Here is a 23,400-nt window from a genome sequence, read left to right as displayed (position 1 = left end):
TCTTTTTGTTTATTATGGTACAGGATGTCCATTAGAGCTTTCGAAAATTGTAAACCATTGTTGGCGGTCTAAGTTAACTTTTGTAGCAAGAGCGGCTGTTTTCACACGATCTAATTTACCAGAGCCAACGATTGGCATCATGTTAGCTGGATGAGCGAGTAACCATGCATACATAACAGTATCGATGCTAGTAACACCTAGTTCAGTAGCAACTTTTTGTAAAGTTTCACGTACACGTATGGCACGTACTGATTGACCAGTAAAGATTTCACCACCAGCAAGAGGTGACCAAATCATTGGATTAATTCGTTTTTCTTGGCATAAATCAATCGTACCTTTTTCAAAATGCTCAAGCTGCATCGCAGATACTTCAATTTGATTTGTAATGAGCGGGAAATCTAAATACGAACTTAACATATTAAATTGTGAAGGTAAAAAGTTAGATACACCGAAGTGACGAACCTTTCCTTCTTGCTTTAAGCGTGAGAACGCTTCTGCCACTTCATTTGGGTCCGTGAATGGATCAGGACGATGAATGAGCAATACATCAATATAATCTGTATGTAAGTTTTGTAATGAATCCTCCGCGCTTTTTATTATATGTTCAGCACTCGTATTGTAGTGAGCAACATATCGCTCTGGAAATTTAGGGGATGGGGGAGCGATTCCACATTTAGTGATGATTTGCATATTTTCGCGTAAGGAAGGCTTGAGTTGTAACGCTTCTCCAAACAATCCTTCACATGTATATCCGCCATAAATATCAGCGTGATCGAAAGTAGTAATCCCCAAATCCATACAGTCTTCAATAAAAGAAAGTAACTCTTGCTTTGTCATATTCCATTCTGCTAAACGCCAGAACCCTTGAATAATACGAGAAAATTCTAGTGTTTCGGCCATTTGAACTCGTTCCATTATAAGTACCCCCTTGATGAATGATAATATTTTTGAAAAGGCTTTCTTGCTACATATTATTATATAGTTACCCGGTTGTACATACAATAAATATGTTTTGCTACAAAAACGTTTTTCTCTATATGCTATAATGTAGAAACATATAGCTATAAGGAGATGTAAGGAATGATTCCAGTAACAATACTAACTGGTTTTCTTGGATCAGGGAAAACGACATTATTAAATCGAATTTTATCAGAGGATCACGGCAAGAAATTAGCAGTGATTGTAAATGAAATAGGGCAAATTGGTATCGATAATCAATTAATTATGAACGTTGAAGAAGAAATTATGGAAATGACAAACGGTTGTTTATGCTGTACTGTGCGTGAAGATTTACTTGTTGCTTTAAAACAATTACTGGATGTGAAAGCAGAAGGGAAAATGGACTTTGATGGATTAGTAATTGAAACAACAGGTCTTGCAAATCCAGGTCCGATTATTCAAACTTTCTTTTTAGATCCAGTTATTCAATCTGCATACCAAATTAACGGTGTTGTAACAGTTGTAGATAGCTATCATATACATAAACATTTTGAAAAGGGACTAGAAGCAAAAGAACAAATTGCCTTTGCTGATGTTGTGTTAGTAAATAAATTAGATTTAATTGAAGAAAATGAGAAAGAAAGTCTCGTACATGAACTGCAAGGAATTAATCCAACTGCAAAATTAATCGAGACGACTAACTGTGAGGTAGATATACCATCGTTACTACAAATTCAAACGTTTAAAACGAAAGATACGTTACAAATTTACCCTCATAAAGAACATAACCATTTAGAAGGTGTAAAATCGTTTGTACTACGTGAAGAGCGTCCGTTAGATTTACAAAAACTGAATGAGTGGATGTCAGCTGTCGTGCAAGAGCTAGGGGAGTATTTATATCGTTACAAAGGGATATTATCTATTGACGGAGTAGATAAAAGAATTGTTTTCCAAGGTGTACATACATTGTTTGCTGCTTCGTACGATAGAGAGTGGCAAGAGGGCGAAGAGCGAGTAAGCGAAGTAGTGTTCATCGGAAAAGATATTAATAAAGAATGGTTCCAAGAACATTTCCAAGAGTGTGTGAAATAAGTCTGCGTAAATCGCAGGCTTATTTTTGTTTTTTTGTTTACTAAAATTGGAATTTGTATTAAAATAATCTGAAATTACTAAACGTTTAGTATTTTGTTAGGGGTAGGGGGAGAAAAGGTGCGTTTAATGATTCTTGGATTGCTTACTAAAAGGGAGTCGCTATCTGGTTATGAAATACAGCAGGCGCTAAATATGGTGCAAAGTAAAAAATGGGCGGAAGTTTTCCCAGCTTCTATTTATCACGCATTAAAAAAAATGGAAAATGAAAATTTCATTCAAGTTAAAGCAATTGAAATGACCGGAAAACGGTCGAAAACGATATATTGTATTACAGAAAAGGGAAGTCAAGAATTTAAAAGGTTATTAAAGGAGTCGTTTCAAAAAACTTCAGTTATGTTTCCGAAACATCTATATACAGCGTTAACATTTCTGTCAGAAGAAGAGAGTATGAGAGAGGAGGTTTTAGAAGCTCTAGAAGAGCAGAAAAGTGAAATACGATCTACTTATGAAGAGATGAGGGAAGGAGAAAGACTAAAAGATAACGCGCCAGCGTATGTGAAACTAATTTTCGAAAATATGTATGAACAATGTGAGATGCAACTTCGATTTATTCATAGGTTAGAGAAACTATTAAAAAACTAAAAATGTGGTGGGAAGAATATGAAAATCGATCATCTTGTTATAAATGTAAATAAAAAAATACAAGAAAATAAGGAAACGATTAAAAATGTACATTCTATCGGGCTTCCATATGTTCCGAAATGTGGAAAGGGAACGAAAGGGTTTAAAGTATCTAACATATGGATTGGAAAAGAATATTTAGAATTAGTAAGAGTAAAAACAAAAGATGGGGGTGGTTGGGTACAAGAGTGGGTTCAGAAATATTGTGATGGCCATAGGGGACTCATCGGACTGGCAATTGATGTTGAAAATATAGATAAAGTGTATGGGAAAATGATAGAAGGTGGAATTGAAATTACAAAACCAGAACCATTACACTACAAGTGGTTTTTTAATTTATTTAAGAAAACTATGCCGTGGAAAAATGCATACATACAGCCGATGAAGGGGATGCCGTTTCAATTCTTTCTACAACAAATGGACGATCAAAAGAGCAGAGAATATATGGAGAAATATATGTATCCAAATAGTTTGGAACAGGGAATTACAGGGATAAATACGGTGAAATTATATGGAGAAATAACAAATGAAGATAGAGACATTATTAGTTGTCTATTTTCAGATGTTACAAATGAGGAAGAAGAAATAGTAATACGTTTAAGCAATCAAATGATTCATCTAATTCAATCGAATGAGCATTTTACGGAGATAATACTAGATTGCAAAAGCGAAGCACATAGGGAGAAAAAATTAAATATAGAAAATGTGACATTAATAAATAAATAATAAAAAGCCTGTTTTCACAGGCTTGTATTTTCATCTATTAGTAATTCCATTACAACACCTACAACTGGGCCTTCGTCATCAATATCACCATTTAAACGGAAGCCAAATGATTCATATAGTCCCATTGCGAGTTTGTTGTCAGGATGTAAACTTAAATAAATTATTTTACATTCAAATTTTTCTTGTAAGAATTGAATGAGTATGCGAAGGAAACGTTTTGCGTATCCTTTTCCTTGATATTGTTGATCAATCATAAAGCGATCTAACCAGACACTTTTACGTTTTTCCCAATACCATCCATACATTGCATACCCTACAAGTGTTTCTCCATCATATAAACCTACTGACGTTCCGTTTCCTTCAAATAATGATTCTGCTAAAGAAAACGCATTGCTTTCAATAAATTGCTGCTGGTCTTTTGCGACGTTTAAAGCAGCTACTGAACGCCAATTTTTTGCTGTTACTTCACTAATGTGAAGAGTCATAATTCCAACTCACCTTCTAGATTAATATAGCTTAAAAGCTAATATGGATAATTTTACTTGTTATTTTGGTCAAGTCAAGGATAAATACATAAAAAGGCAGCTGAATGACATATTCAGCTGCCTAGAAAATATAGTTGATTAGTTTGTTGCTTCTTTTAAAGTATTTACGTTTTCTTCCATTAATGTGAAGTAATCTTTATTGTTCTTTGCATCATCCTCAGAAATAGTAGCAAGGTGATTTAAGCGTAAAATTTTTGTACCTGTTTCTTTTTGAATAACTGATGCTACTTTTGGAGTAGAGAATGTTTCAAATAAAATATATTGTAGACCGTGCTCTTTTACTGTTTTTGTAATGTCAGCAAGCTGTTTTTGAGATGGTTCATCAGATGCTGAAATTCCAGCGATTGGAATTTGTTTCAAACCGTATCGTTGTTCCCAGTAGCCGTAAGCTGCGTGTGAAACTAATATTTCTTTCGTTTTTGCATTTGCAACAACTGCTTTAAATTGATCATCTAAATCAGTGAATTTTGTTTGTAGTGCTGCAAAGTTTTTTTCGAACTCTTTTTTATGTTCAGGCTGTAATTCTACAAGTGCATTTTTAATTTTTTCTGCTTGTTTCATCGCAAGAGTAGGATCTATCCAAACGTGTGGGTCTTTATCGTGATGATGTTCATCTTCTTTATGACCGTCTCCATGATCGTGCTGCTCTTCTTCAGATGAAGCACGAAGTTCGATATCTTTAGATGCATTTACAATTTTTACGTTTTCTTTTTTTAATGATTTTTCCATTTTTTCGGCAAATGGTTCTAATTCTGCGCCGTTATAAACAAATAAATCGGCTTTCGCCACTTGTACAGTCTGCTTTTGACTTGGTTCAAATGTATGAGAATCCGCACCAGGTGGGTAAATTGTTTCTACATTTACATAATCACCACCGATTTTTTTTGCAAAGTCAGCGAGTGGGAAAATGGTTGTATAAACAGAAAGTTTCCCATCTTTTTTCGTTGCACCTTCTTTGTTGTTAGAACATCCAGCAAAGATGAGTGTGAAAATAAGTATAAATGAAAATAGAGCTAATTTTTTAGGCATATAATTCTCCTCTTTTCTTTTTTACAATTATATTTTCTCCAAATATAAGAAGAAAATATCGTTTTAATACAAAACGGAATAATTACGTTTTAGTTTGCGAACCTAGTATAATACATCTTTATGAAAGTTGCAATAAATAATAATCATTACGATTTGTTTTTGTTATAAATTTGTCAAAAAGAAAGGTATTAATTTTTATGATTGGTGCATATGTGACAATGTTACTTTCATATATTGGGAGGGAGCAGAAAAAAAGGGGATGAGTGCTTGGGTTACTTCATGGAGGCTATCTTATTAATACTTGCGGTAGTATTGCCATTATCTTTTGTTTTAATTTTTTTAAGGAGATTAATAAGTAATTTAGGAGATGCTACAACAATTACAAAATTGCCAGCGGAAGAAAAAGAAGAGAAAAAAGAGTAAGTAAAGCACTATGCGTACGCATAGTGCTTTACTTATGGTAAAATGGGAGAACGGAAACTCCTGTTAGCGACGATTAGCTATAGGAGAGAATAGTAAATAAAGAGGTATACACATATATGAATAAGCGAACAGCGTTAGTACTTGGCGCAAGTGGGCTAGTTGGACAAGAAATAACACGACTATTACTTGACTCAGATTACTACGATTCGGTTACTATTTTTGTAAGAGAACCATTACAATTACAGCATGAGAAATTGCAACAGAAACAGGTGGATTTTTCAGTATTAGAGGAATACAAAGAATTTTTTGCAGTAGATGATGTTTTTAGTTGCTTAGGAACAACGATAAAAAAAGCGAAGTCGAAGTCGAATTTTAAAAAAGTAGATTATGAATATACATTACGAGCTGCCTGCTTAGCTGAAAAACAAGGCGTGCAAAATTTTCTTGTTATTTCATCAATGGGAGCAAAACCTAAATCATTTTTCTTTTACTCGCAAGTGAAGGGGAAAATGGAAGAGGAGCTGAAAAAGCTAGTTATTGGTGGCATACATATTTTCAGGCCGTCATTATTAGTTGGAAATCGACAAGAATATCGTTTTGGGGAAAGAATGGCTGAGAAATTATCTCGTATTCTTCCGTTTATATTTAAAGGGGCTTTTAAAAAGTATAAACCAATTTCAGCTAAAGATGTGGCGAAAGGAATGTATATAACAGCGCTACGTGAAGAATCTGGTATTCATATTTATAGTTCAAACGATATTATAGAAATAAAATAAGTAAAACCGAGAAGAATAATTTCTCGGTTTTACTTATTAGTTTTAATTTTCCCGGGTGCTCGTCGGTACTGATATGGTTCTTTTAATTCAAAGCCAAGTTCATTGGCAGCTATTCTTGGGAAGTATGGATTACGAAGTAACTCGCGTCCGATAAAAATTAAATCTGCTTCGTTATTATTTAAAATTTGCTCTGCTTGTGATCCGGTTGTAATTAATCCTACCGCACCAGTCGCGATGTCAACATGCTCCTTAATATGTTTAGCATATTGTACTTGGTAACCAGGATACACATCAATATGTGCGGGTACAACAGCACCAGAACTACAATCGATTAAATCTACCCCTTGTTCTTTCATCCATCCTGTATACTGCACATAATCTTGAACCGTTAACCCGTCAGGATGATAATCATTTGCTGAAATACGAACAAATAACGGTCCGTTCCAAACTTCATTTACAGCATCGATGATTTCGCGTAAGAAACGATAGCGATTTTCAGGTGAGCCCCCGTATTCATCAGTCCGCTTATTGGAAAGCGGAGAAAGAAATTCATTAATAAGATAACCGTGAGCACCATGTAATTCAATAACGTCAACCCCCGCTCGTTTAGAGCGTAAAGCTGCTTTTTGAAAAGCAGAAACAGTTTCTTTAATTTGCTTTTTATTCATTTCTACTGGTATTTTCATTCTATCGTTAAACGGAATTGCTGAGGGAGCGAAAGCATCTGTTTCTAATTCAGCCTTTCTTCCGGCGTGAGCGAGTTGAATGGCTGCTTTTGCACCGTTATTATGTATAAATGTTGTCGTTTTATGTAAGCCTTCAATTAGAGTGTCATCCCAAATGCCTAAGTCTTTGCTAGAAATTCGTCCTTCAGGTAACACAGCTGTTGCTTCAATCATAACTAAACCTACTTGGCCAGCAGCCCTGGTTCCATAATGGACGAGATGAAAATTAGTTACTTGGCCATCCTCATTTTCTGATGAATACATGCACATAGGTGACATAATGATACGGTTTTTTAGCGTAACGTCCTTAATTGTATAAGGTGAAAAGAGTTGAAACTCCATCAAATATCCCCCTTGATTGAATTTTCTTACATTGTATCATCCTCTTTTTTGTTTCCCTAATAAAACGCTTATACGAAAAATTTCGTCTATTCGTGTTACAATAAATAATATGTAATGAATTGGAGGATGACATATGTACCAGGCTTATTATGATAGTGAATTAGGTTTGTTAGAAATTACAGCGAACGAAGAAGGAATTACGTCTGTTATATTTGTTGAAGATAGAAAAGAAGAACATAAAAATGAACTTGTTGAACAATGTATAAATGAATTAGATGAATACTTTGAAGGAAAAAGAAAAGAGTTTACAGTTCCATTGTCTGCTGAAGGAACACCATTCCAAAAGAATGTATGGGATGCACTTTACACTGTTCCGTATGGCGTAAGTGCTTCATATTTAGATATTGCGGAGAAGGTTGGGAATACGAAAGCTGTACGAGCGATAGGAGGGGCAAATAGCCGGAATCCAATTTCAATTATTGTTCCATGCCATCGTGTAATAGGAAAGAGTGGAAAACTTGTTGGGTATGCGGGTGGTTTATGGAGGAAAGAGTGGTTATTGAAACATGAAGGTATTTTAAATAAATCGTAAGAAACAACCTTTGGAACGAGGGAGTTAGCTCGGCTGTCCTAAGACAAATTCGTTAGTTATCAAAAGTAACGATGAACCGAGAAGCCCCCACTTCGGGGTAAGCTCGCAAGAGATACTAAGTGGTGGGTAGTTCACAATGAAGTATGGATGGAAAGAGGGATTGTTTTGAAATGTATAAATTGTGGGCGACCTTGTATTAATGATCAGCTGAATTGTGCAAATTGTCAACGAAACTTGCATAATGAACAAGGTGAAGAAAGCTCGCTAATAGACAAAGAATTAGAAGTATATGTAGGGAGACAATATCCATATTACAAAAGAAAATGGGAGCTTGAGAATAAGCGAATTGCTAGGTGGAGCTGGAATGGTCTGGCTGCTATTTTTAATGTAGGTTGGCTTGGATATCGTAAGTATTACGTACCTGCTGCTTTATTTATACTGTTATTAGTAGCATGTGATGCATTTTCTTATTATATGGGGTTCAACGTAGCATTGCCAATCATTAATATGGTGCCTCTCACGTTTTTATTACTCGTTTTCATTCTATTTGGGATGGGGATTTTTGCAAATGGATTATTTTATCAATTTGCAGAAAGGCGTATATATCGAATAAAAGCACGGGGAATTAAAGATGAATCGGTTGAAAATTATCTCATCCGTGATAGTGGTGGAACGAGTAAAATGGGAGCAACAATCGTCACTATTTTAGCAGTTGCTAGTATTTTGTTTAGTCATTTCTTTTTCCCAACTGATCGGGATATTATTCAAAAAGTTCGTACAAGCTCGCTTTATGAATATCCAGTCTTTTCAATTGGTGAATCGTTCGAAAATTATTTTCAAAATTCAGGATGGATATACTACCGGGGAACGGAAGGATTAGAATTAGTAGAATTTCAGGGGGAGAGTCCTGAGATGCCAAGGAAAAAGGTGACAATTCAATTTATTGTTGATTATAAATTGGGAGAAGTGGAACCATATTCACTTACGATTAACGGTGAATCTAAAAATGAAGAAGAGTTTTTGAAGATAATGGAGGAAATATTTAAAGTTCAAAATCCATTTGATATAGAGGATGGCTTACAAGTAAATGCTATTCAACAAAGCGGAGGGAAAGCAATTTCTGACCGCTTTTTTTCTTTTTATGAAAATAAACATTTAAAATAATCAGAATTTTTTGTATAATAAAATATATTATACAAGTTTTAACTTATACATATAGATTGGGGGAAGGAAGAATGAAGAGAAAGACAACAACAATTGCTGCACTTGCGTTATCGACTAGTGTACTGGTTGCGGGATGTGGGAATGGGGAGAAGGCTTCGACAACGAAGAAAGAATCAAGTAAGGGAATGGCAGATAAACAAGTTTTAAATTTGCTAGAAACAGCTGAAATTCCTTCAATGGATACATCTAAATCAACAGATTCTGTATCTTTCCGTGTATTTGTAAATGCAATGGAAGGATTATATCGTCTAGATAAAGATAATAAACCAACTCCAGGTATGGCCAAAGACGTGAAGATTAGTGAAGATAAAAAGACATATACATTTGAATTACGTGATGCAAAATGGTCAAATGGTGATCCAGTTCGAGCACAAGATTTTGTATATGCATGGCAACGTACATTAGATAAAGCAATAGCAGCAGAATATGCATTTATTTTATTTGATGTGAAAAATGCACAGAAAGTAAATAAAGGAGAAGTACCGTCGGATCAATTAGGTGTTAAAGCGAAGGATGATAAAACGTTGGTAGTAGAATTAGAGCAACCAGCACCTTATTTCCTTGAGCTTACTTCGTTCCCTACATTCTTCCCATTAAATGAAAAGTATGTAAAAGGACAAGGGGATAAATACGGATTAGAAGCAGATAAATTATTGTACAATGGACCATTTACAATGAGTGAATGGAAACATGAACAAAGTTACCAGTTAAAGAAAAACCCAAATTATTGGGATAAAGATGCTGTAAAATTACAAGAAATTAATGTGGGTATAGTAAAAGAGACAAGTACTGGGGTAAATTTATATGATAGTGATCAAGCAGACCGTGTCATTTTAAGTTCTGAGTTTGTAGACAAATATAAAAAGAATAAACCAGATGAATTTAAAACGAAGCTAGACCCACGTATGTATTTCCTACGTTTTAATCAAAAAAATGCAACGTTTAAAAATCAAAAGGTTCGTGAGGCGATTGATTTAGCGTACGATAAAAAAGGAATTGCGGATGTAATTTTGAATGATGGATCATTGCCAGCGTATTTCTTAGTACCTGAAAAGTTTACGACAGGACCAGATGGAAAAGACTTCCGTACTGTAAATAAAAATTTCCGTGACAGTAAAGATAATGCTGCGAAAGCAAAAAAACTGTGGGAAGAAGCGAAGAAAGAACTTGGTCAAGATACAATTACAGTAGAATTACTAAATGATGATAACGGTAGTCGTAAAAAAGTGGGCGACTTTATTAAAGAAGAATTAGAGAAAAACTTACCTGGTATTAAAGTGAATTTGAAGCAACAACCATATAAGCAGAAATTAGATTTAGAAAAGAAATTTGAATATGAATTCTCATTATCTGCATGGAGTCCAGATTATCCAGACCCAATGACATATATTGATATGTTCGTTACTGGAAGCTCATTTAATGAAATGGATTATTCAAATCCGAAGTACGATGATTTAGTAGCAAAATCAAAAGGAGAACTACTAAAAGATGACGCAGCACGCTGGAAAGCACTTGCAGAAGCTGAAAAAATCTTAATTGGTCAAGATGCTGCAATCTCTCCTACGTATCAGCAAAGTACGGCTTATTTAGAGAAGACATATGTAAAAGGTATCGCTAACCATACGTTTGGTGGAGACTTCAGTTATAAATGGGCATATATTACAAAGAAATAGTATAATAAAAGATGAGCGAATTTTCGCTTATCTTTTATTTGTATAGGAGGAATTAGAGTTGTTAAAGGGAATCAATCATCTTTGTTTTTCAGTGTCCAATTTAGAAAACTCTATTACATTTTACGAGAAAGTATTGGAAGGAGAATTATTAGTCAAGGGGAGAAAACTCGCATATTTTAATATATGTGGAGTATGGATAGCGCTTAATGAAGAAACACATATTCCGAGAAAGGAGATTCATCAATCTTATACGCACCTCGCATTTTCTGTTGAACAAAAAGATTTTGAACGCCTGTTACATCGGTTAGAAGAAAATAATGTTCATATTTTACAAGGAAGAGAACGTAATGTGAGAGATTGTGGGTCTATATATTTTGTTGATCCTGACGGTCACAAGTTCGAGTTTCATTCAGGGACACTGCAAGACCGTCTAAATTATTATAGAGATGAGAAACCTCATATGACATTTTACTAAGGGGGGGAAGAAGTTGCATGCGCTTGTAATTGGTGGAACAGGAATGCTAAAGAAAGTTTCTATGTGGCTTTGTGATCAAGGGTTTCATGTTTCTATTATTGGACGAGATAGTACGAAATTGGAAAATGTTAAGCAAGTGAGTTCGGTACCAGAAAATATTACATGTCTTCCTTTAGATTATCAAAATGACGATGATCTAAAGCGATCTATTACTAATACAATTGAACAGAATGGTCCAATTACATTAGTTGTTGCATGGATACACTCAAGTGCGAAGGATGCGTTATCACTCATTTGTAATGAGGTAGAATTGTCGTCGGAAAAGTACAGTCTATTTCATATATTAGGTAGTAGTGCATCGCGTACGAAGTCACAAAAAATAGGTGGGACATTATGTAGTTATTATAGAATTATATTAGGGTTTATTTTAGAAGATACATATGCAAGATGGCTTACTCATGAAGAGATTGCTGACGGAGTTATAAAAGGACTTGAAAGTAAATGCACAGAATGGATTGTAGGGAGAGTAGAGCCGTGGGAATCGCGGCCAAAATGGTAAGGGGGCATGTGAAATGAAGACAACGGTATATGTAACAAGGCACGGTGAGACAGAATGGAATGTAGCAAAGCGGATGCAAGGACGGAAAAATTCAGCTTTAACTGAGAATGGTATGATACAAGCGAAACAATTAGGGGAGCGTATGAAGGATTTACCTCTCCACGCCATATATAGTAGTCCAAGTGAAAGAACGATTCATACTGCCGAATTGATTAAAGGAGAACGCGATATTCCAATTATAGCAGATGAACATTTCTATGAAATAAATATGGGGACATGGGAAGGGCAAACAATTGCTGATTTGGAAATGCAATATCCAGAAGAAGTACATTTATTTTGGAATGAACCACATCTATTTCAATCAACATTAGGGGAAAACTTTGCGGCCGTTCATAAAAGAGTAATTGAAGGGATACAATTTCTTTTAGAAAAGCATAAAGGGGAAAATATTTTAATTGTCTCTCATGCTGCAGCAGCGAAATTACTTGTAGGGCATTTTGCAGGTGTTGAAATTGAACATGTATGGGGAGAGCCATTTATGCATAGCGCGAGTCTTAGTGTGATTGAATTTGATGAAGATCTTGGTAAAGTAAAACAATTTGCAGATATAAGCCATTTTCAGTAAACGTAAAAAAGCCGCAATGCGGCCTTTTTTGGTGGGTATAAAAAACTAGCAATTACGTTTTTTATACCAGAAGTGATCGAATTTCTTGTTTTTGCAAGATGGGAACTTATGTCCGTCTCTGCAATCATTCCATTTGTGCCCATCATCGTGACAGTCCTTACCATGATCACAATCATCATCGCAAGAGCGACCGTGTCCGTGAGGGAAGAATTCGCATTTTTTACAGAAACTTCGTTTTGTCCAGAAAAATTTCTTTTCAAAGCGTATGCATTTTGTAACGAAAGTACAATGCTTTCTGCGAGTACGTTTTGTAACTAAAACGCATTCTTTTCTACGCGTCACTTTTGTAACGAACGTCCATTTTTGAACGCGCACACGAGTGCATTTCGTAACAAACGTCCATTTTTTAACATGAGTACATTTTGTAACGAAAGTACAATGTTTTACGCGAGTACATCTTGTTCTTGGACATTTACGCCCTGTTGTACATTTACGCCCTGTTGTACATTTATGATGAGAGAATTTATCATCATCGCACTCAAAAGTACTTGGATCTTGGTGTAAGAAATCCTCCATACCAGCACTTTTGATTTCTTCAACAGCTTTTCTAATATCACGTTTCATAGAAATCCTCCTTATCGAGTGTTAAATTGAAAAGGTATTCTTTTTCCTTAACATGATATGAGATTCGACTTCTTTCTGAACAGGACAAGAGTGTAATTTTATATAAATAGATGATAGCGGATGTATGGACAAGACAAGGCGCATACATTGAATGAAGAGAACTGAGAAGGGATGAGAAAACATGCTGCCTTCATATGATTTTTTTGTTCATCCAATGTACTTAGTGGAATTGAAAAAGGACATTTGGTCAGATAGTCCAGTGCCAGCAAAGTTAACATATGGAAAAAAGAAGTATGATATTGATATCGTTTATCGGGGTGCTCATATTCGTGAGTTTGAGAAAAAGTCTTATCATGTTCAATTTTATAAACCGAAAAAATTTCAAGGGGTGAAGGAATTTCATTTAAACTCTGAATTTATGGATCCATCTCTTATTCGTAACAAATTATCACTAGACTTTTTTAATGATATCGGGGTACTTTCACCGAAGTCGCAGCATGTATTTGTAAAAATAAATGGTCAAATCCAAGGCGTATATTTACAGTTAGAATCGGTTGATGAAAACTTTTTAAAAAGTAGAGGGTTGCCGAGTGGTTCTATTTATTATGCCATAGATGATGACGCGAATTTTTCTTTAATGAGCGAGAGAGATAAAGATGTTAAAACTGAGCTCTTTGCGGGTTATGAATTTAAATATTCGAATAAAAATAGTGAAGAACAACTGAGTGAATTTGTATTTCAAGCGAATACTTTGTCGAGGGAAGATTATGAAAAAGAAATCGGGAAGTTTCTACATGTAGATAAATATTTACGATGGTTAGCTGGAGTTATTTTTACGCAAAACTTTGATGGCTTCGTTCATAACTATGCACTATATCATAACGATGAGACAAATTTATTTGAAGTGATACCGTGGGATTATGATGCGACTTGGGGGCGAGATGTACAAGGGAGACCACTTAATCATGAATATATTCGTATTCAAGGTTATAATACGTTAAGTGCAAGATTGTTAGATATACCTGTATTTAGAAAACAATACCGAAGTATTTTGGAAGAAATATTAGAAGAACAATTTACCGTTTCGTTTATGATGCCGAAAGTAGAAGGTTTGTGTGAATCGATTCGTCCATATTTACTACAAGATCCATATATGAAAGAAAAATTAGAAACATTTGATCAAGAAGCTGATATGATTGATGAATATATAAATAAAAGAAGGAAGTATATACAAGACCACTTACATGAATTGGATTAATTTTGAAAGAGATTGGAACATTATCAATCTCTTTTTTTGTATAATAAAGATGTATCAATTGAATTGACGTAATATTCACTTAATAAAGAATGGAGATGTGGAAACATGACGGTCAAGTGGATTGATTGGGTAAAACAAATACAATCTATAGCTCAAGCGGGTTTAACGTATTCTAAGGATGTATATGATATAGAGCGTTTCCAACAATTACGGGACATTTCAGTTTCAATGATGTCACATTACACAAAGACAGATTGGGAAGTAGTAGAGAATTTATTTGCAAGTGAGACAGGCTATCAAACACCTAAAGTTGATATACGGGCAGTTATTTTTCAAAATGAAAAACTATTATTTGTGAAAGAAAAAAGTGATAGGAAATGGGCATTGCCAGGTGGATGGGCTGATGTTGGTTATACGCCAACAGAAGTAGCAGCAAAAGAGGTTTTCGAAGAGACAGGATATGAAGTAGATCATTTTAAGTTACTAGCTATATTTGATAAAGAAAAGCATCAGCCATCGCCTTCAGCAACGCATGTATATAAGATTTTTATTGGCTGTAATATTGTTGGTGGGGAAAAGAAAGTTAGTATTGAAACAGAAGAAATAGAGTTTTTTGGTGAAGATAAATTGCCGGATTTATCAATTGCTAGAAATACAGAAGAGCAAATTAAAGAAATGTTTGCCTACATGAAAGACCCGCAGAAAGAAAAAATAATAGATTAATACTGCTTGAATTGTACATATTGTTAAAATGAAGATATTGGCAGAATGCAACCTTTATGTAATAATGGGATGGTATGTGAAGAAAAAAGGAGATAGAAAATAATATGTTAGCAAGCATAATAGATCAGTTATTGCAATTTTTTGCAAGTCTAGGTTACTTTGGAGTAGCACTAGCTTTAATGATTGAAATTATCCCGAGTGAAATTGTACTTTCGTATGCTGGATTTTTAGTAGCGGATGGTAAAATTAGTTTTGTCGGTGCAGTTATCGCCGGAACTATTGGTGGTACTTTAGCCCAAATCTTTTTATACTGGCTTGGATATTACGGAGGGCGTCCGGTTGTAGAGAAATATGGGAAATATCTACTTATTAATAAACACCATTTAGACATAGCGGAAGGTTGGTTTAAGCGTTACGGAGCAGGAGTAATCTTTTCTGCACGCTTTATCCCAGTAGTACGTCATGCAATCTCTATTCCAGCAGGATTAGCTAAAATGCCGTTAAAACTATTTACACTATATACAGTAGTTGCGATTATTCCATGGTCAATACTATTTATATACTTAGGTGAAAAGCTTGGTGGAAATTGGCGACACATTAAAGAGTATGCATCTGATTACACACATTACATAATTATAGGAGCTGTTCTCTTTGTTGCTCTATACTTCGGTTTAAAGTATTTAAAAAAGAAAAAAGCAGCGCGTTAAAGTCAATGATTTTTCATTGGCTTTTTTAATTGTTTGGGTTCTAAAAAAAAGGAGTTGTCCATAATGTGTAATAATAAAGCGTAGCGGGGGAATGTGATGAAAGGATCACCGTTTTTACGTGGAACGATATTTTTAACGATAGCAACGATGATATCTAAAATGTTAGGGTTTATATATGTTATACCATTTACAGCAATGGTGGGTACGAGTGGGTACGTATTATATACGTATGCATACCGTCCTTATACAATTATGCTTAGTATTGCAACGATGGGATTGCCACTTGCCGTTTCAAAAATGGTTTCAAAATATGATCAACTCAATGATTATCACACTGTTAAGAGAGTGCTAAAGAGTGGTATCGTTTTCATGGTCATTATGGGCGTTATTTCTTGTTTAGCATTATATATGTTAGCACCACATTTAGCTAAACTTGTGATTGATGGAAATGATCAGTCGGGGAATAGTGTGGTAGCTGTCACGCACAATATTCAAATTGTAAGTTTTGCGTTAATACTCGTTCCTGTAATGAGCTTGTTACGTGGTTTCTTTCAAGGTTTTCAATCTATGGGACCTTCTGCGCTCAGTGTAGTTGTAGAGCAATTTTTTCGGGTCTTAACTATTTTGATAGGAAGCTTTGTCGTTTTATATGTTATAAAAGCTTCTGTTTCGTTGGCAGTTGGTATTTCAACGTTTGGAGCATTTATGGGAGCACTAGGTGGATTAAGTGTTTTAAGTGCGTATTATATAAGAAGGAGAAAACATTTAAAGAAAAAAGAGATTGCCAGTATACCACAAACGACGAAAACTTTTTTTTCGTTGTATAGAGAACTGCTTACATATTCTATTCCTTTCGTTGTAGTTGGATTAGCGATTCCGTTATATCAGACGATTGATACATTTACAATTAATAAGCTACTTATACAAGTAGGATATATGCAAGGAGAAGCAGAAAAGATTAATGCGATTATTGGCCTTGTTCAGATGGTTGTACTTATCCCGGTTTCTGTTGCAACAGCTTTTAGTATGTCCCTTGTACCTGAGATGACGAAAGCTTATACAGCGGGAAATGAGAAACTACTGTATAAACACTTTACAAGGACAAATTTATTAGTGGTAGGAATTACCGTACCGGCGGCGATTGGAATGATGATTTTAGCAAAACCAGTGTATACTCTTTTATTTGGTGCTGGAAATGATCCGGAGATGGGCAGTATTATTTTGCAGTATTATGCTCCTGCTTGTATACTATTCTCACTATTTACAGTAACCGCTGCCATGTTACAAGGAATTAATCAACAACAGAAAACAGTGCTAGGATTAGTAATCGGAATAACTGTGAAGATAGTTTTAAATATTGTATTGCTACCGTATTTTGATTATGTAAGTTTTATCATTTCAACATACGCTGGCTATACGATTTCAGTCGGCTTTAACTTGTGGATGCTTTCTAAATATGTTATAAAAGCAACATAAGCTTTTTTAAAGGCAGAGAACACTCTGTCTTTTTCTATGTTTACAAGATTTTTCTTAAAAAAACGTTTTCAAAATAATTTTTCTATTGAAATTTAATCGTTTGTTTCATATGCTGAAAATAGCGGTTCAAAAACTGTTGTTTAAGTGAGGTAGATTCCCACATGTAAAAAGAATCGGGGTGATAGTATGTTAAATATTTATTTAACAGACCGAAACGGAAAACTACAAGAGGTTGAGGAAATGCAAAAGGGCTGCTGGATTAATGTACTTCATCCAACAGAAGAAGAAATTCAGTATCTAGTACAAACTTTAAATGTAGACTTAGATTTCATTAAAGACCCTTTGGATGATGAAGAACGCTCTCGTATTGAAAAGGAAGACAATAATACTTTAATTATCGTGGATATTCCGACAGTCAGACATGATGAAGAAGGAAATTCAATTTATGACACGATTCCAATAGGTATGATTGTAATGCCAGATTGTTTTGTTACTATTTGTTTAGAAGAAAATCCAATTTTTGAACGCTTTATTAATCAACGTATTAAAGAATTTTATACGTTTAAAAAGACGCGCTTCGCACTTCAGCTCTTATATACAATTTCTACTTATTATTTAAGATACTTAAAGCAAATTAATCGGAAAACAATCGATTTAGAGCACCAATTAAATAAGTCGATGAAAAATAAAGAAATTTTCACATTGCTCGGCCTTGAAAAAAGTTTAGTTTATTTTACAACATCATTAAAGGCAAATAAAATTGTAATTCAAAAATTAATGCGAAACAGTACATTTTTGAAAATGTATGAAGACGATCAAGATTTACTAGAAGATGTATTAATTGAAAATAAGCAGGCTATTGAAATGGCGGAAATATATAGTCACATTTTAAGTGGAATGATGAATACATTTAGTTCGGTTATTTCTAACAATTTAAATAGTGTTATGAAACTGTTGACTTCTATTACAATCATTTTATCATTACCAACGATGGTTTCTAGTTTCTTTGGAATGAATGTAAAGGTTCCGTTTGAAGGGGAAGCACATGGTTTTGTAATTGTACTTATAATATGTGTAACATTATCTTTCACTTTAGCATTTGTTTTTTGGAAGAAACGTTACTTTTAATGATAGGAAAGCTGCGCTAGCATAGTTATAAAACTGTGCTAGCGCAGCTTTTTTTGCTATGAAATCTCAATTTTGGAACAGAATATAACTTGTGAAATGTAATGTGTATGAAGGTTATGAATTCCATATAACTCTTGTTCAAATAATGAAATGGGGTTAAAATTACATATTGTTAATGAAAAGTTGGAGGAAATACATCATGGAATTGTTTCAATTACCGAAAGCATTCCTGCAAATGAATACAATCTTTATCTCAATATTAATCGAAGCACTTCCTTTTGTGCTAATTGGTGTATTTATTTCAGGATTCATTCAAATGTTTGTGACAGAAGATATGGTGGCAAAATGGATGCCTAAAAACCGATTTCTGTCTGTTTTATTAGCTACTTTTTTAGGTATGATGTTTCCTGGATGTGAATGTGGAATTGTTCCGATTGTAAGACGATTAATCGGAAAAGGGGTTCCACCCTATGCAGGAATTGCATTTATGTTAACTGGACCGATTATTAATCCAGTTGTATTATTTGCAACATATGTTGCTTTTGGAAGTAGTATGCACATGGTATGGTATCGTTCTATTGTAGCGATTATCGTAGCAATTATCGTTGGAATTATATTATCATTTATGTTTAAAGAACATCAATTAAGAGATGATCACTTCCCAGAAGTGAATCATAAGCGTCCGTTACGTACAAAAATGTGGGATGTATGTACACATGCTGTTGAGGAATTTTTCTCAATGGGAAAATACTTAGTGTTAGGAGCGTTAATTGCTGCTGCAGTTCAAACGTTTGTACAAACTTCAACATTGCTTGCTATTGGACAAGGTCCGTTTTCTTCATCAGCTGTAATGATGGGACTTGCTTTCATTTTATCACTTTGTTCAGAGGCGGATGCATTTATTGCTTCTTCGTTCCAAAGTACATTTTCAACAGCGTCACTTGTCGCGTTTCTCGTATATGGACCGATGGTGGATATTAAAAATATGTTTATGATGCTTGCGACATTTAAAACAAAATTTGTAATTGTTGTGACGGTTACAGTTACACTTGTTGTTTATGCAAGCTCACTACTCATTTATGCGATGGGGTGGTAGGTTATGTTTCGAGCATATATATTATTAGGCTTTACAATTTTAATTGGACAGCTTCATATTTCCGGTAACATTACGAAGTATATAAATATGAAGTACGCCTATTTATCAAAAACTGCTGCTATTATTTTAGGTTTCTTAACGATTGTACAAATTATTATCGTTTTCCAAAAAGAGCACCAAAAGGAAAAAGAGAAACATGATTGTAGTTGTGATCATAGTCATTGTGGGCATGATCATTCGAAAGATGAGAATACATGGTGGAAAAAAGTGTTTTCTTACACGTTATTCTGTTTTCCAATCATTACAGGATTGTTTTTCCCAATTGCAACATTAGATTCCGATATTGTTAAGGCGAAGGGATTCCATTTTCCAGTAGCGCAAGCAGAAAGTAAAGATCCATTTATGACAAGGCAATTTCTAAGACCTGACACGAGCATTTATTACGGGAAAGAAGGATACCGTGGTGTAATGGAAAAAGGGAAGAAAGAGTTTGTTACGAAAGATAATATCACTTTAAAAGATGAAGATTTCTTAAAGGGTATGGAGACAATTTATAATTATCCTGGTGAATTTACTGGTAAAACCCTGTCTTATAAAGGATTTGTTTTCCGAGATGATTCTTCTAAAAAGGAACAATATTTCTTATTCCGTTTCGGTATTATACATTGTGTAGCGGATTCGGGTGTATATGGTATGTTAGTTAAAAAACCAGAAGGTGTAGAGTGGAAAAATGATGATTGGATTCAGATAGAGGGAGAAATTTCAACTGAATTTTATCAGCCGTTCCATGCAAATATTCCTGTTTTAGAGGTAACGAAATGGAATAAAGTTGAACAGCCGAAAGAACAATATGTATTTAGAGGAGCCGATTGATAAAATCGGTTCTTTTTTATGGACTAAAAGTTCTAAAAATTGTTAATATTAAACGTGTAGTTCATGAGTTGTAGTGTATATTGGGATATTAGGGATAAATAATTAAAGGGGTGATAACAATGACTGAAGTAAAGGGTAAAACAGCTAATGAATCAAGGGTGTTTAAAACGAGTCGAGTATTTCCAACGGATTTAAATGATCATAACACGCTATTTGGTGGAAAGATATTGGCGGAGATGGATATGGTTGCTTCAATTTCAGCAACGAGACACTCGAGAATGGAATGTGTCACAGCGTCTATGGATTGGGTAGATTTCTTACATCCAGTACGTTCTTCAGATTGTGTTAGTTATGAATCTTTCGTAATTTGGACGGGAAGAACTTCTATGGAGATATTTGTGAAAGTAGTAGCAGAAGATTTAATTTCAGGTAAAAAACGTGTAGCAGCAACTTCATTCGTTACTTTTGTTGCGCTTAGCAAGGAGAATAATCCAGTCCCTGTACCGCGTGTTATCCCTGAGACAGAAGAGGAGAAAGAATTGCATCGAATTGCTGTGTTACGTGCAGAACAGCGCCATATTCGTAAGGCAGAGAGTAAGAAGGTAGCTACACTGCTAACTTTTTGATGTAAAATACTTTCCTAGTGGTACTATTTTGTAATAGGTTAGGAGATTTTTGAAATGAAAAGCGGACACCTAAAAATAGGTGTCCGCTTTTATAGTTTTTTCATCCCCATATCGTACTACAATAACTGCTTAGCAGAAGCAAGCAGCACCGACGATAATTAAGAGGATAAATAATACGACTAGTAGCGCAAATCCATTACCATGTGCGAAGCCCATTGTTATTTCCTCCTTTTATTTTAAGATACAACATACAATATGCAGATGAGCTCCTGTTTGATATGGACGTATATCATGCAATGACATATTTTTTGTATGATAATGTTTTAAAAAAGGAAAGATATAGGAATAACAGTAGTTAGAGAAAGGAACGTATCCATGAAGCACTTTTTAATTGTAATAATTTGTTTTATAGGTGTATTCATATGGATGAACGTTGATGTGGAAATGGGGAAGAAAATGGCTAGTGGATATGAATTAGAAAAAATCCGATCAGGGGATTTTCAAGTATATACGAACGGTGATGAGTTATATAGAAGCTTATTTGAGGATATAAATCGTGCAGAAAAGAATGTATATATTCATTTTTATATTGTGGGTAAAGATGAGGTAAGTAAAGAATTCTTACAGTTATTAGAGAAAAAAGCATCTAGCGGAGTAGATGTGAAATTGTCAGTAGACCGCATTGGCGGATATAAGCTTAAGAAAAAAATAATTAATCAATTAAAAGAAAAAGGCGTGAAGTTTACATTTAGTAAAAAACCTAAATTAAAAAACTTATTTTATTCTTTGCATCAACGTAATCATAGACGCATTGTTACTATAGATGGGAAAGTTTCGTACATTGGTGGCTTCAATATCGGAAAGGAATATCTTGGACAGGATCCTAAATTTGGTCCGTGGCGTGATTATCATGTACGCATCGAAGGGAATGGAGCTACTGATATGGAACGGAAGTTTGCGGAAGATTGGCAAGAAGATACGGGAGAAAAGTTGCCTATACACCAAGAGTTACCTGTACAAGGAAATGTAAAATATCAATACGTATTTTCGAATGGAAAAGGTTTATGGAAGGAGTATGGAGCGTTTTTAAAGAAGGCAAAACATTCTTTAATTATCGCTACACCATATTTTGTACCGAGTAAAGAAATGGTGAAGGGGCTGAAAGATGCATTAAATCGTGGTGTCCATGTAAAAATCCTCGTCCCATTTAAAAGTGATGCAGTATTGCTAAAACAGGCTGCCTATCCTTATTTGAAAGACATGTTAGATGCTGGAGCGGAGATTTATCAATATCGAAATGGATTTTTTCATGGGAAGGTAACAATCATCGATGAGGAAATGGTTGATATTGGTACAGCAAATTTTGATAATAGAAGTTTTTACTTAAATAGCGAATCTAACTGTTTCATATATGATAAGACAGTCGTTGCTGACGTCTGGAGTCGATTAAAAGAAGACTTTCATAAATCAAAACGATTTTCTGAAGAAGATTTTGAGAAAATTAGTAGATGGGATTGGTTTCTAGCAAGAATATCAAATGTTATCGCATCATATTTATAGTATAGAGATGAAATAGGAAGGGAGGCGCTTTAATGGATTGTATGAAAGAATTGATGACATATAGTTACACACTTATATATAAAGTTGGAGAATACACGAGCAAGGTTCGAGATGAAGAATTAAAAGATATTTTGCAGCATCATTTGCCGTATATGTTACAAGCATATAATGAACAAGTGAATTTTCAAGAAGGAGAAAATATACAACATATAACTTGTAAACAAATGTGGCCGGAATTTACTGAAATGGATAGGGAAACAGATAATGAGTATACAGGGGATATTGGGATTGCTATTTGTTATATTACACATTTGAAACGATTAGCATTAAAGTTTGCTCAAGTGGCAGTAGAAGTTGCGAACCCGGAGTTTCGTTCTTTTCTGGAAAATTGTTTTGTGAAAATGAATCGTTATGCTTATAGTGTTTGGCAATATGTTGTGAAGAAGGAATATAAGATTAAACATGTATATGAAAGTGAAAAATTCGCGTGAAAAGCTAAGGTGGAATGAAAGGCGCCTTAGTTTTTTTATGTCTAATTAGAATGGGAGGATTAAAGATTGGTTATGTTATCTGAAAATTTACAAAAGTTTACTGTATCTTTACTATTTTTAAATCTTCCCTTTAAAAAAAAAGAGTAATATGGGATTGTACATATTCTATCAAAGGGAGGAAACGCAAATGAACAAATGGGTTAAGTCATTAACTGCTATGGCACTTGCAAGTTCTTTATTAATGGTAGGTTGTAGTAAAGATGGGGATAAAAAGAAAGAGGATGACACAACTTCACAGCAAGATGAAAAGAAAGATAAAGAAACAAGCGGAACAGACAAGTCTTCTGATTCGAAAGAAAAGAAATAAATAATAGAGCTTCCTCACATAAACGAGGAAGCTTTTTTGTTGTAT

28 protein-coding genes are annotated in these 23,400 nt (G+C 34.5%); 22 read left to right on the top strand and 6 right to left on the bottom strand.

All coding sequences use genetic code 11. From position 1 onward, the window contains the following. Positions 1–12 precede the first annotated feature (12 nt). Positions 13–915, bottom strand: coding sequence for an aldo/keto reductase (locus tag ABH960_RS04920; RefSeq protein ID WP_404443236.1), 903 nt, complete (start codon positions 913–915; stop codon positions 13–15). A 165-nt stretch (positions 916–1,080) separates the two neighbouring features. Between ABH960_RS04920 and ABH960_RS04915 the strand changes: the two genes are divergently transcribed. The 3 genes from ABH960_RS04915 (at position 1,081) to ABH960_RS04905 (ending at position 3,438) form a co-directional block, all read left to right on the top strand. After that, a complete protein-coding gene (locus ABH960_RS04915) occupies positions 1,081–2,031 on the top strand; it encodes a CobW family GTP-binding protein (RefSeq protein WP_404443233.1) in 951 nt (316 codons plus the stop codon). A gap of 117 nt (positions 2,032–2,148) precedes the next feature. Then, complete coding sequence (locus ABH960_RS04910; protein ID WP_002189354.1) at positions 2,149–2,673, top strand: PadR family transcriptional regulator; 525 nt, start codon at positions 2,149–2,151, stop codon at positions 2,671–2,673. 18 nt (positions 2,674–2,691) lie between these two features. Next, complete coding sequence (locus ABH960_RS04905) at positions 2,692–3,438, top strand: VOC family protein (RefSeq protein WP_404443230.1); 747 nt, start codon at positions 2,692–2,694, stop codon at positions 3,436–3,438. Positions 3,439–3,452: 14 nt separating this feature from the next. Here the strand turns inward: ABH960_RS04905 and ABH960_RS04900 are convergent, their stop codons facing one another. After that, positions 3,453–3,923: a GNAT family N-acetyltransferase gene (locus ABH960_RS04900; protein WP_002031458.1), complete on the bottom strand. Its 471-nt coding sequence runs from the start codon at positions 3,921–3,923 to the stop codon at positions 3,453–3,455. A gap of 138 nt (positions 3,924–4,061) precedes the next feature. Further along, positions 4,062–5,012, bottom strand: a complete 951-nt coding sequence (locus ABH960_RS04895; protein ID WP_088293937.1) for a metal ABC transporter substrate-binding protein — start codon at positions 5,010–5,012, stop codon at positions 4,062–4,064. 279 nt (positions 5,013–5,291) lie between these two features. Between ABH960_RS04895 and ABH960_RS04890 the strand changes: the two genes are divergently transcribed. Both ABH960_RS04890 and ABH960_RS04885 read left to right on the top strand, forming a co-directional pair. Then, the gene (locus ABH960_RS04890; RefSeq protein WP_404443351.1) at positions 5,292–5,435 is read left to right on the top strand and encodes a hypothetical protein; all 144 of its coding nucleotides are present in this window, start codon (positions 5,292–5,294) and stop codon (positions 5,433–5,435) included. 116 nt (positions 5,436–5,551) lie between these two features. Continuing rightward, positions 5,552–6,211, top strand: a complete 660-nt coding sequence (locus ABH960_RS04885; protein ID WP_002031464.1) for an oxidoreductase — start codon at positions 5,552–5,554, stop codon at positions 6,209–6,211. Positions 6,212–6,240: 29 nt separating this feature from the next. On the opposite strand, the gene namA is transcribed toward ABH960_RS04885, so the two are convergent. Next, on the bottom strand, positions 6,241–7,278 hold the full coding sequence (gene namA, locus ABH960_RS04880; protein ID WP_404443225.1) for an NADPH dehydrogenase NamA: 1,038 nt from the start codon (positions 7,276–7,278) through the stop codon (positions 6,241–6,243). A 133-nt stretch (positions 7,279–7,411) separates the two neighbouring features. On the opposite strand from namA, the gene ABH960_RS04875 reads away from it, so the two are divergent. The 6 genes from ABH960_RS04875 (at position 7,412) to ABH960_RS04850 (ending at position 12,426) form a co-directional block, all read left to right on the top strand. Further along, positions 7,412–7,870, top strand: coding sequence for a methylated-DNA--[protein]-cysteine S-methyltransferase (locus ABH960_RS04875; RefSeq protein ID WP_002086069.1), 459 nt, complete (start codon positions 7,412–7,414; stop codon positions 7,868–7,870). Between the two features lie 165 nt (positions 7,871–8,035). Then, positions 8,036–9,034, top strand: coding sequence for a DUF2628 domain-containing protein (locus ABH960_RS04870; protein ID WP_404443221.1), 999 nt, complete (start codon positions 8,036–8,038; stop codon positions 9,032–9,034). A gap of 71 nt (positions 9,035–9,105) precedes the next feature. Beyond that, positions 9,106–10,767 (top strand): peptide ABC transporter substrate-binding protein, encoded by a 1,662-nt coding sequence (locus ABH960_RS04865; protein WP_404443218.1) that lies wholly within the window; start codon positions 9,106–9,108, stop codon positions 10,765–10,767. A 58-nt stretch (positions 10,768–10,825) separates the two neighbouring features. Continuing rightward, entirely contained in the window at positions 10,826–11,242 is a 417-nt protein-coding gene (gene fosB, locus ABH960_RS04860) for a FosBx1 family fosfomycin resistance bacillithiol transferase (RefSeq protein WP_404443215.1), read from the top strand. Between the two features lie 13 nt (positions 11,243–11,255). Next, the gene (locus tag ABH960_RS04855) at positions 11,256–11,801 is read left to right on the top strand and encodes a short-chain dehydrogenase (protein ID WP_404443212.1); all 546 of its coding nucleotides are present in this window, start codon (positions 11,256–11,258) and stop codon (positions 11,799–11,801) included. A 13-nt stretch (positions 11,802–11,814) separates the two neighbouring features. Further along, complete coding sequence (locus tag ABH960_RS04850) at positions 11,815–12,426, top strand: phosphoserine phosphatase 1 (protein ID WP_002189368.1); 612 nt, start codon at positions 11,815–11,817, stop codon at positions 12,424–12,426. A 45-nt stretch (positions 12,427–12,471) separates the two neighbouring features. Here the strand turns inward: ABH960_RS04850 and exsB are convergent, their stop codons facing one another. Next, positions 12,472–13,050, bottom strand: a complete 579-nt coding sequence (exsB, locus tag ABH960_RS04845; protein ID WP_193653185.1) for an exosporium protein ExsB — start codon at positions 13,048–13,050, stop codon at positions 12,472–12,474. 181 nt (positions 13,051–13,231) lie between these two features. Between exsB and cotH the strand changes: the two genes are divergently transcribed. The 8 genes from cotH (at position 13,232) to ABH960_RS04805 (ending at position 20,937) form a co-directional block, all read left to right on the top strand. Next, positions 13,232–14,308, top strand: coding sequence for a spore coat protein CotH (gene cotH, locus ABH960_RS04840; protein WP_404443208.1), 1,077 nt, complete (start codon positions 13,232–13,234; stop codon positions 14,306–14,308). A gap of 105 nt (positions 14,309–14,413) precedes the next feature. Further along, positions 14,414–15,031: an NUDIX hydrolase N-terminal domain-containing protein gene (locus tag ABH960_RS04835; RefSeq protein ID WP_404443205.1), complete on the top strand. Its 618-nt coding sequence runs from the start codon at positions 14,414–14,416 to the stop codon at positions 15,029–15,031. Positions 15,032–15,135: 104 nt separating this feature from the next. Beyond that, a complete protein-coding gene (uptA, locus tag ABH960_RS04830; protein WP_000881203.1) occupies positions 15,136–15,738 on the top strand; it encodes an undecaprenyl phosphate transporter UptA in 603 nt (200 codons plus the stop codon). Between the two features lie 96 nt (positions 15,739–15,834). Beyond that, positions 15,835–17,214, top strand: coding sequence for a putative polysaccharide biosynthesis protein (locus ABH960_RS04825; protein WP_404443202.1), 1,380 nt, complete (start codon positions 15,835–15,837; stop codon positions 17,212–17,214). Between the two features lie 186 nt (positions 17,215–17,400). Beyond that, on the top strand, positions 17,401–18,342 hold the full coding sequence (locus tag ABH960_RS04820) for a magnesium transporter CorA family protein (protein ID WP_000932392.1): 942 nt from the start codon (positions 17,401–17,403) through the stop codon (positions 18,340–18,342). A 199-nt stretch (positions 18,343–18,541) separates the two neighbouring features. After that, positions 18,542–19,438, top strand: a complete 897-nt coding sequence (locus tag ABH960_RS04815; RefSeq protein WP_000418719.1) for a permease — start codon at positions 18,542–18,544, stop codon at positions 19,436–19,438. Between the two features lie 3 nt (positions 19,439–19,441). Beyond that, on the top strand, positions 19,442–20,311 hold the full coding sequence (locus tag ABH960_RS04810; protein ID WP_002012447.1) for a TIGR03943 family putative permease subunit: 870 nt from the start codon (positions 19,442–19,444) through the stop codon (positions 20,309–20,311). A 119-nt stretch (positions 20,312–20,430) separates the two neighbouring features. Continuing rightward, complete coding sequence (locus tag ABH960_RS04805; RefSeq protein ID WP_002012448.1) at positions 20,431–20,937, top strand: acyl-CoA thioesterase; 507 nt, start codon at positions 20,431–20,433, stop codon at positions 20,935–20,937. A gap of 129 nt (positions 20,938–21,066) precedes the next feature. On the opposite strand, the gene ABH960_RS04800 is transcribed toward ABH960_RS04805, so the two are convergent. Next, entirely contained in the window at positions 21,067–21,153 is an 87-nt protein-coding gene (locus ABH960_RS04800) for a YjcZ family sporulation protein (RefSeq protein WP_000505094.1), read from the bottom strand. 159 nt (positions 21,154–21,312) lie between these two features. Between ABH960_RS04800 and cls the strand changes: the two genes are divergently transcribed. The 3 genes from cls (at position 21,313) to ABH960_RS04785 (ending at position 23,355) form a co-directional block, all read left to right on the top strand. After that, positions 21,313–22,497: a cardiolipin synthase gene (cls, locus tag ABH960_RS04795; RefSeq protein ID WP_404443197.1), complete on the top strand. Its 1,185-nt coding sequence runs from the start codon at positions 21,313–21,315 to the stop codon at positions 22,495–22,497. Positions 22,498–22,529: 32 nt separating this feature from the next. Continuing rightward, the gene (locus ABH960_RS04790) at positions 22,530–22,988 is read left to right on the top strand and encodes a spore coat protein (RefSeq protein WP_404443194.1); all 459 of its coding nucleotides are present in this window, start codon (positions 22,530–22,532) and stop codon (positions 22,986–22,988) included. A 187-nt stretch (positions 22,989–23,175) separates the two neighbouring features. Then, on the top strand, positions 23,176–23,355 hold the full coding sequence (locus ABH960_RS04785) for a hypothetical protein (RefSeq protein WP_002065008.1): 180 nt from the start codon (positions 23,176–23,178) through the stop codon (positions 23,353–23,355). The last annotated feature ends 45 nt before the right edge of the window (positions 23,356–23,400 follow it).

Origin of the sequence: Bacillus sp. RC252, assembly GCF_044909215.1 — a bacterium.
Taxonomy (GTDB): Bacteria; Bacillota; Bacilli; order Bacillales; family Bacillaceae_G; genus Bacillus_A; species Bacillus_A mycoides.
The sequence above is the reverse complement of the archived record's forward strand: the minus strand, read 5'-3'. Positions and strand labels throughout refer to the sequence as shown.

Coding starts and splice junctions, on each gene's coding strand:
- ABH960_RS04920 (WP_404443236.1), bottom strand. CDS start 915: ATGGAACGAGTTCAAATGGCCGAAACACTAGAATTTTCTCGTATTATT.
- ABH960_RS04915 (WP_404443233.1), top strand. CDS start 1,081: ATGATTCCAGTAACAATACTAACTGGTTTTCTTGGATCAGGGAAAACG.
- ABH960_RS04905 (WP_404443230.1), top strand. CDS start 2,692: ATGAAAATCGATCATCTTGTTATAAATGTAAATAAAAAAATACAAGAA.
- ABH960_RS04900 (WP_002031458.1), bottom strand. CDS start 3,923: ATGACTCTTCACATTAGTGAAGTAACAGCAAAAAATTGGCGTTCAGTA.
- ABH960_RS04895 (WP_088293937.1), bottom strand. CDS start 5,012: ATGCCTAAAAAATTAGCTCTATTTTCATTTATACTTATTTTCACACTC.
- ABH960_RS04890 (WP_404443351.1), top strand. CDS start 5,292: ATGGAGGCTATCTTATTAATACTTGCGGTAGTATTGCCATTATCTTTT.
- ABH960_RS04885 (WP_002031464.1), top strand. CDS start 5,552: ATGAATAAGCGAACAGCGTTAGTACTTGGCGCAAGTGGGCTAGTTGGA.
- namA (WP_404443225.1), bottom strand. CDS start 7,278: ATGGAGTTTCAACTCTTTTCACCTTATACAATTAAGGACGTTACGCTA.
- ABH960_RS04875 (WP_002086069.1), top strand. CDS start 7,412: ATGTACCAGGCTTATTATGATAGTGAATTAGGTTTGTTAGAAATTACA.
- ABH960_RS04865 (WP_404443218.1), top strand. CDS start 9,106: ATGAAGAGAAAGACAACAACAATTGCTGCACTTGCGTTATCGACTAGT.
- ABH960_RS04850 (WP_002189368.1), top strand. CDS start 11,815: ATGAAGACAACGGTATATGTAACAAGGCACGGTGAGACAGAATGGAAT.
- exsB (WP_193653185.1), bottom strand. CDS start 13,050: ATGAAACGTGATATTAGAAAAGCTGTTGAAGAAATCAAAAGTGCTGGT.
- cotH (WP_404443208.1), top strand. CDS start 13,232: ATGCTGCCTTCATATGATTTTTTTGTTCATCCAATGTACTTAGTGGAA.
- ABH960_RS04835 (WP_404443205.1), top strand. CDS start 14,414: ATGACGGTCAAGTGGATTGATTGGGTAAAACAAATACAATCTATAGCT.
- uptA (WP_000881203.1), top strand. CDS start 15,136: ATGTTAGCAAGCATAATAGATCAGTTATTGCAATTTTTTGCAAGTCTA.
- ABH960_RS04825 (WP_404443202.1), top strand. CDS start 15,835: ATGAAAGGATCACCGTTTTTACGTGGAACGATATTTTTAACGATAGCA.
- ABH960_RS04820 (WP_000932392.1), top strand. CDS start 17,401: ATGTTAAATATTTATTTAACAGACCGAAACGGAAAACTACAAGAGGTT.
- ABH960_RS04815 (WP_000418719.1), top strand. CDS start 18,542: ATGGAATTGTTTCAATTACCGAAAGCATTCCTGCAAATGAATACAATC.
- ABH960_RS04810 (WP_002012447.1), top strand. CDS start 19,442: ATGTTTCGAGCATATATATTATTAGGCTTTACAATTTTAATTGGACAG.
- ABH960_RS04805 (WP_002012448.1), top strand. CDS start 20,431: ATGACTGAAGTAAAGGGTAAAACAGCTAATGAATCAAGGGTGTTTAAA.
- ABH960_RS04800 (WP_000505094.1), bottom strand. CDS start 21,153: ATGGGCTTCGCACATGGTAATGGATTTGCGCTACTAGTCGTATTATTT.
- cls (WP_404443197.1), top strand. CDS start 21,313: ATGAAGCACTTTTTAATTGTAATAATTTGTTTTATAGGTGTATTCATA.
- ABH960_RS04790 (WP_404443194.1), top strand. CDS start 22,530: ATGGATTGTATGAAAGAATTGATGACATATAGTTACACACTTATATAT.
- ABH960_RS04785 (WP_002065008.1), top strand. CDS start 23,176: ATGAACAAATGGGTTAAGTCATTAACTGCTATGGCACTTGCAAGTTCT.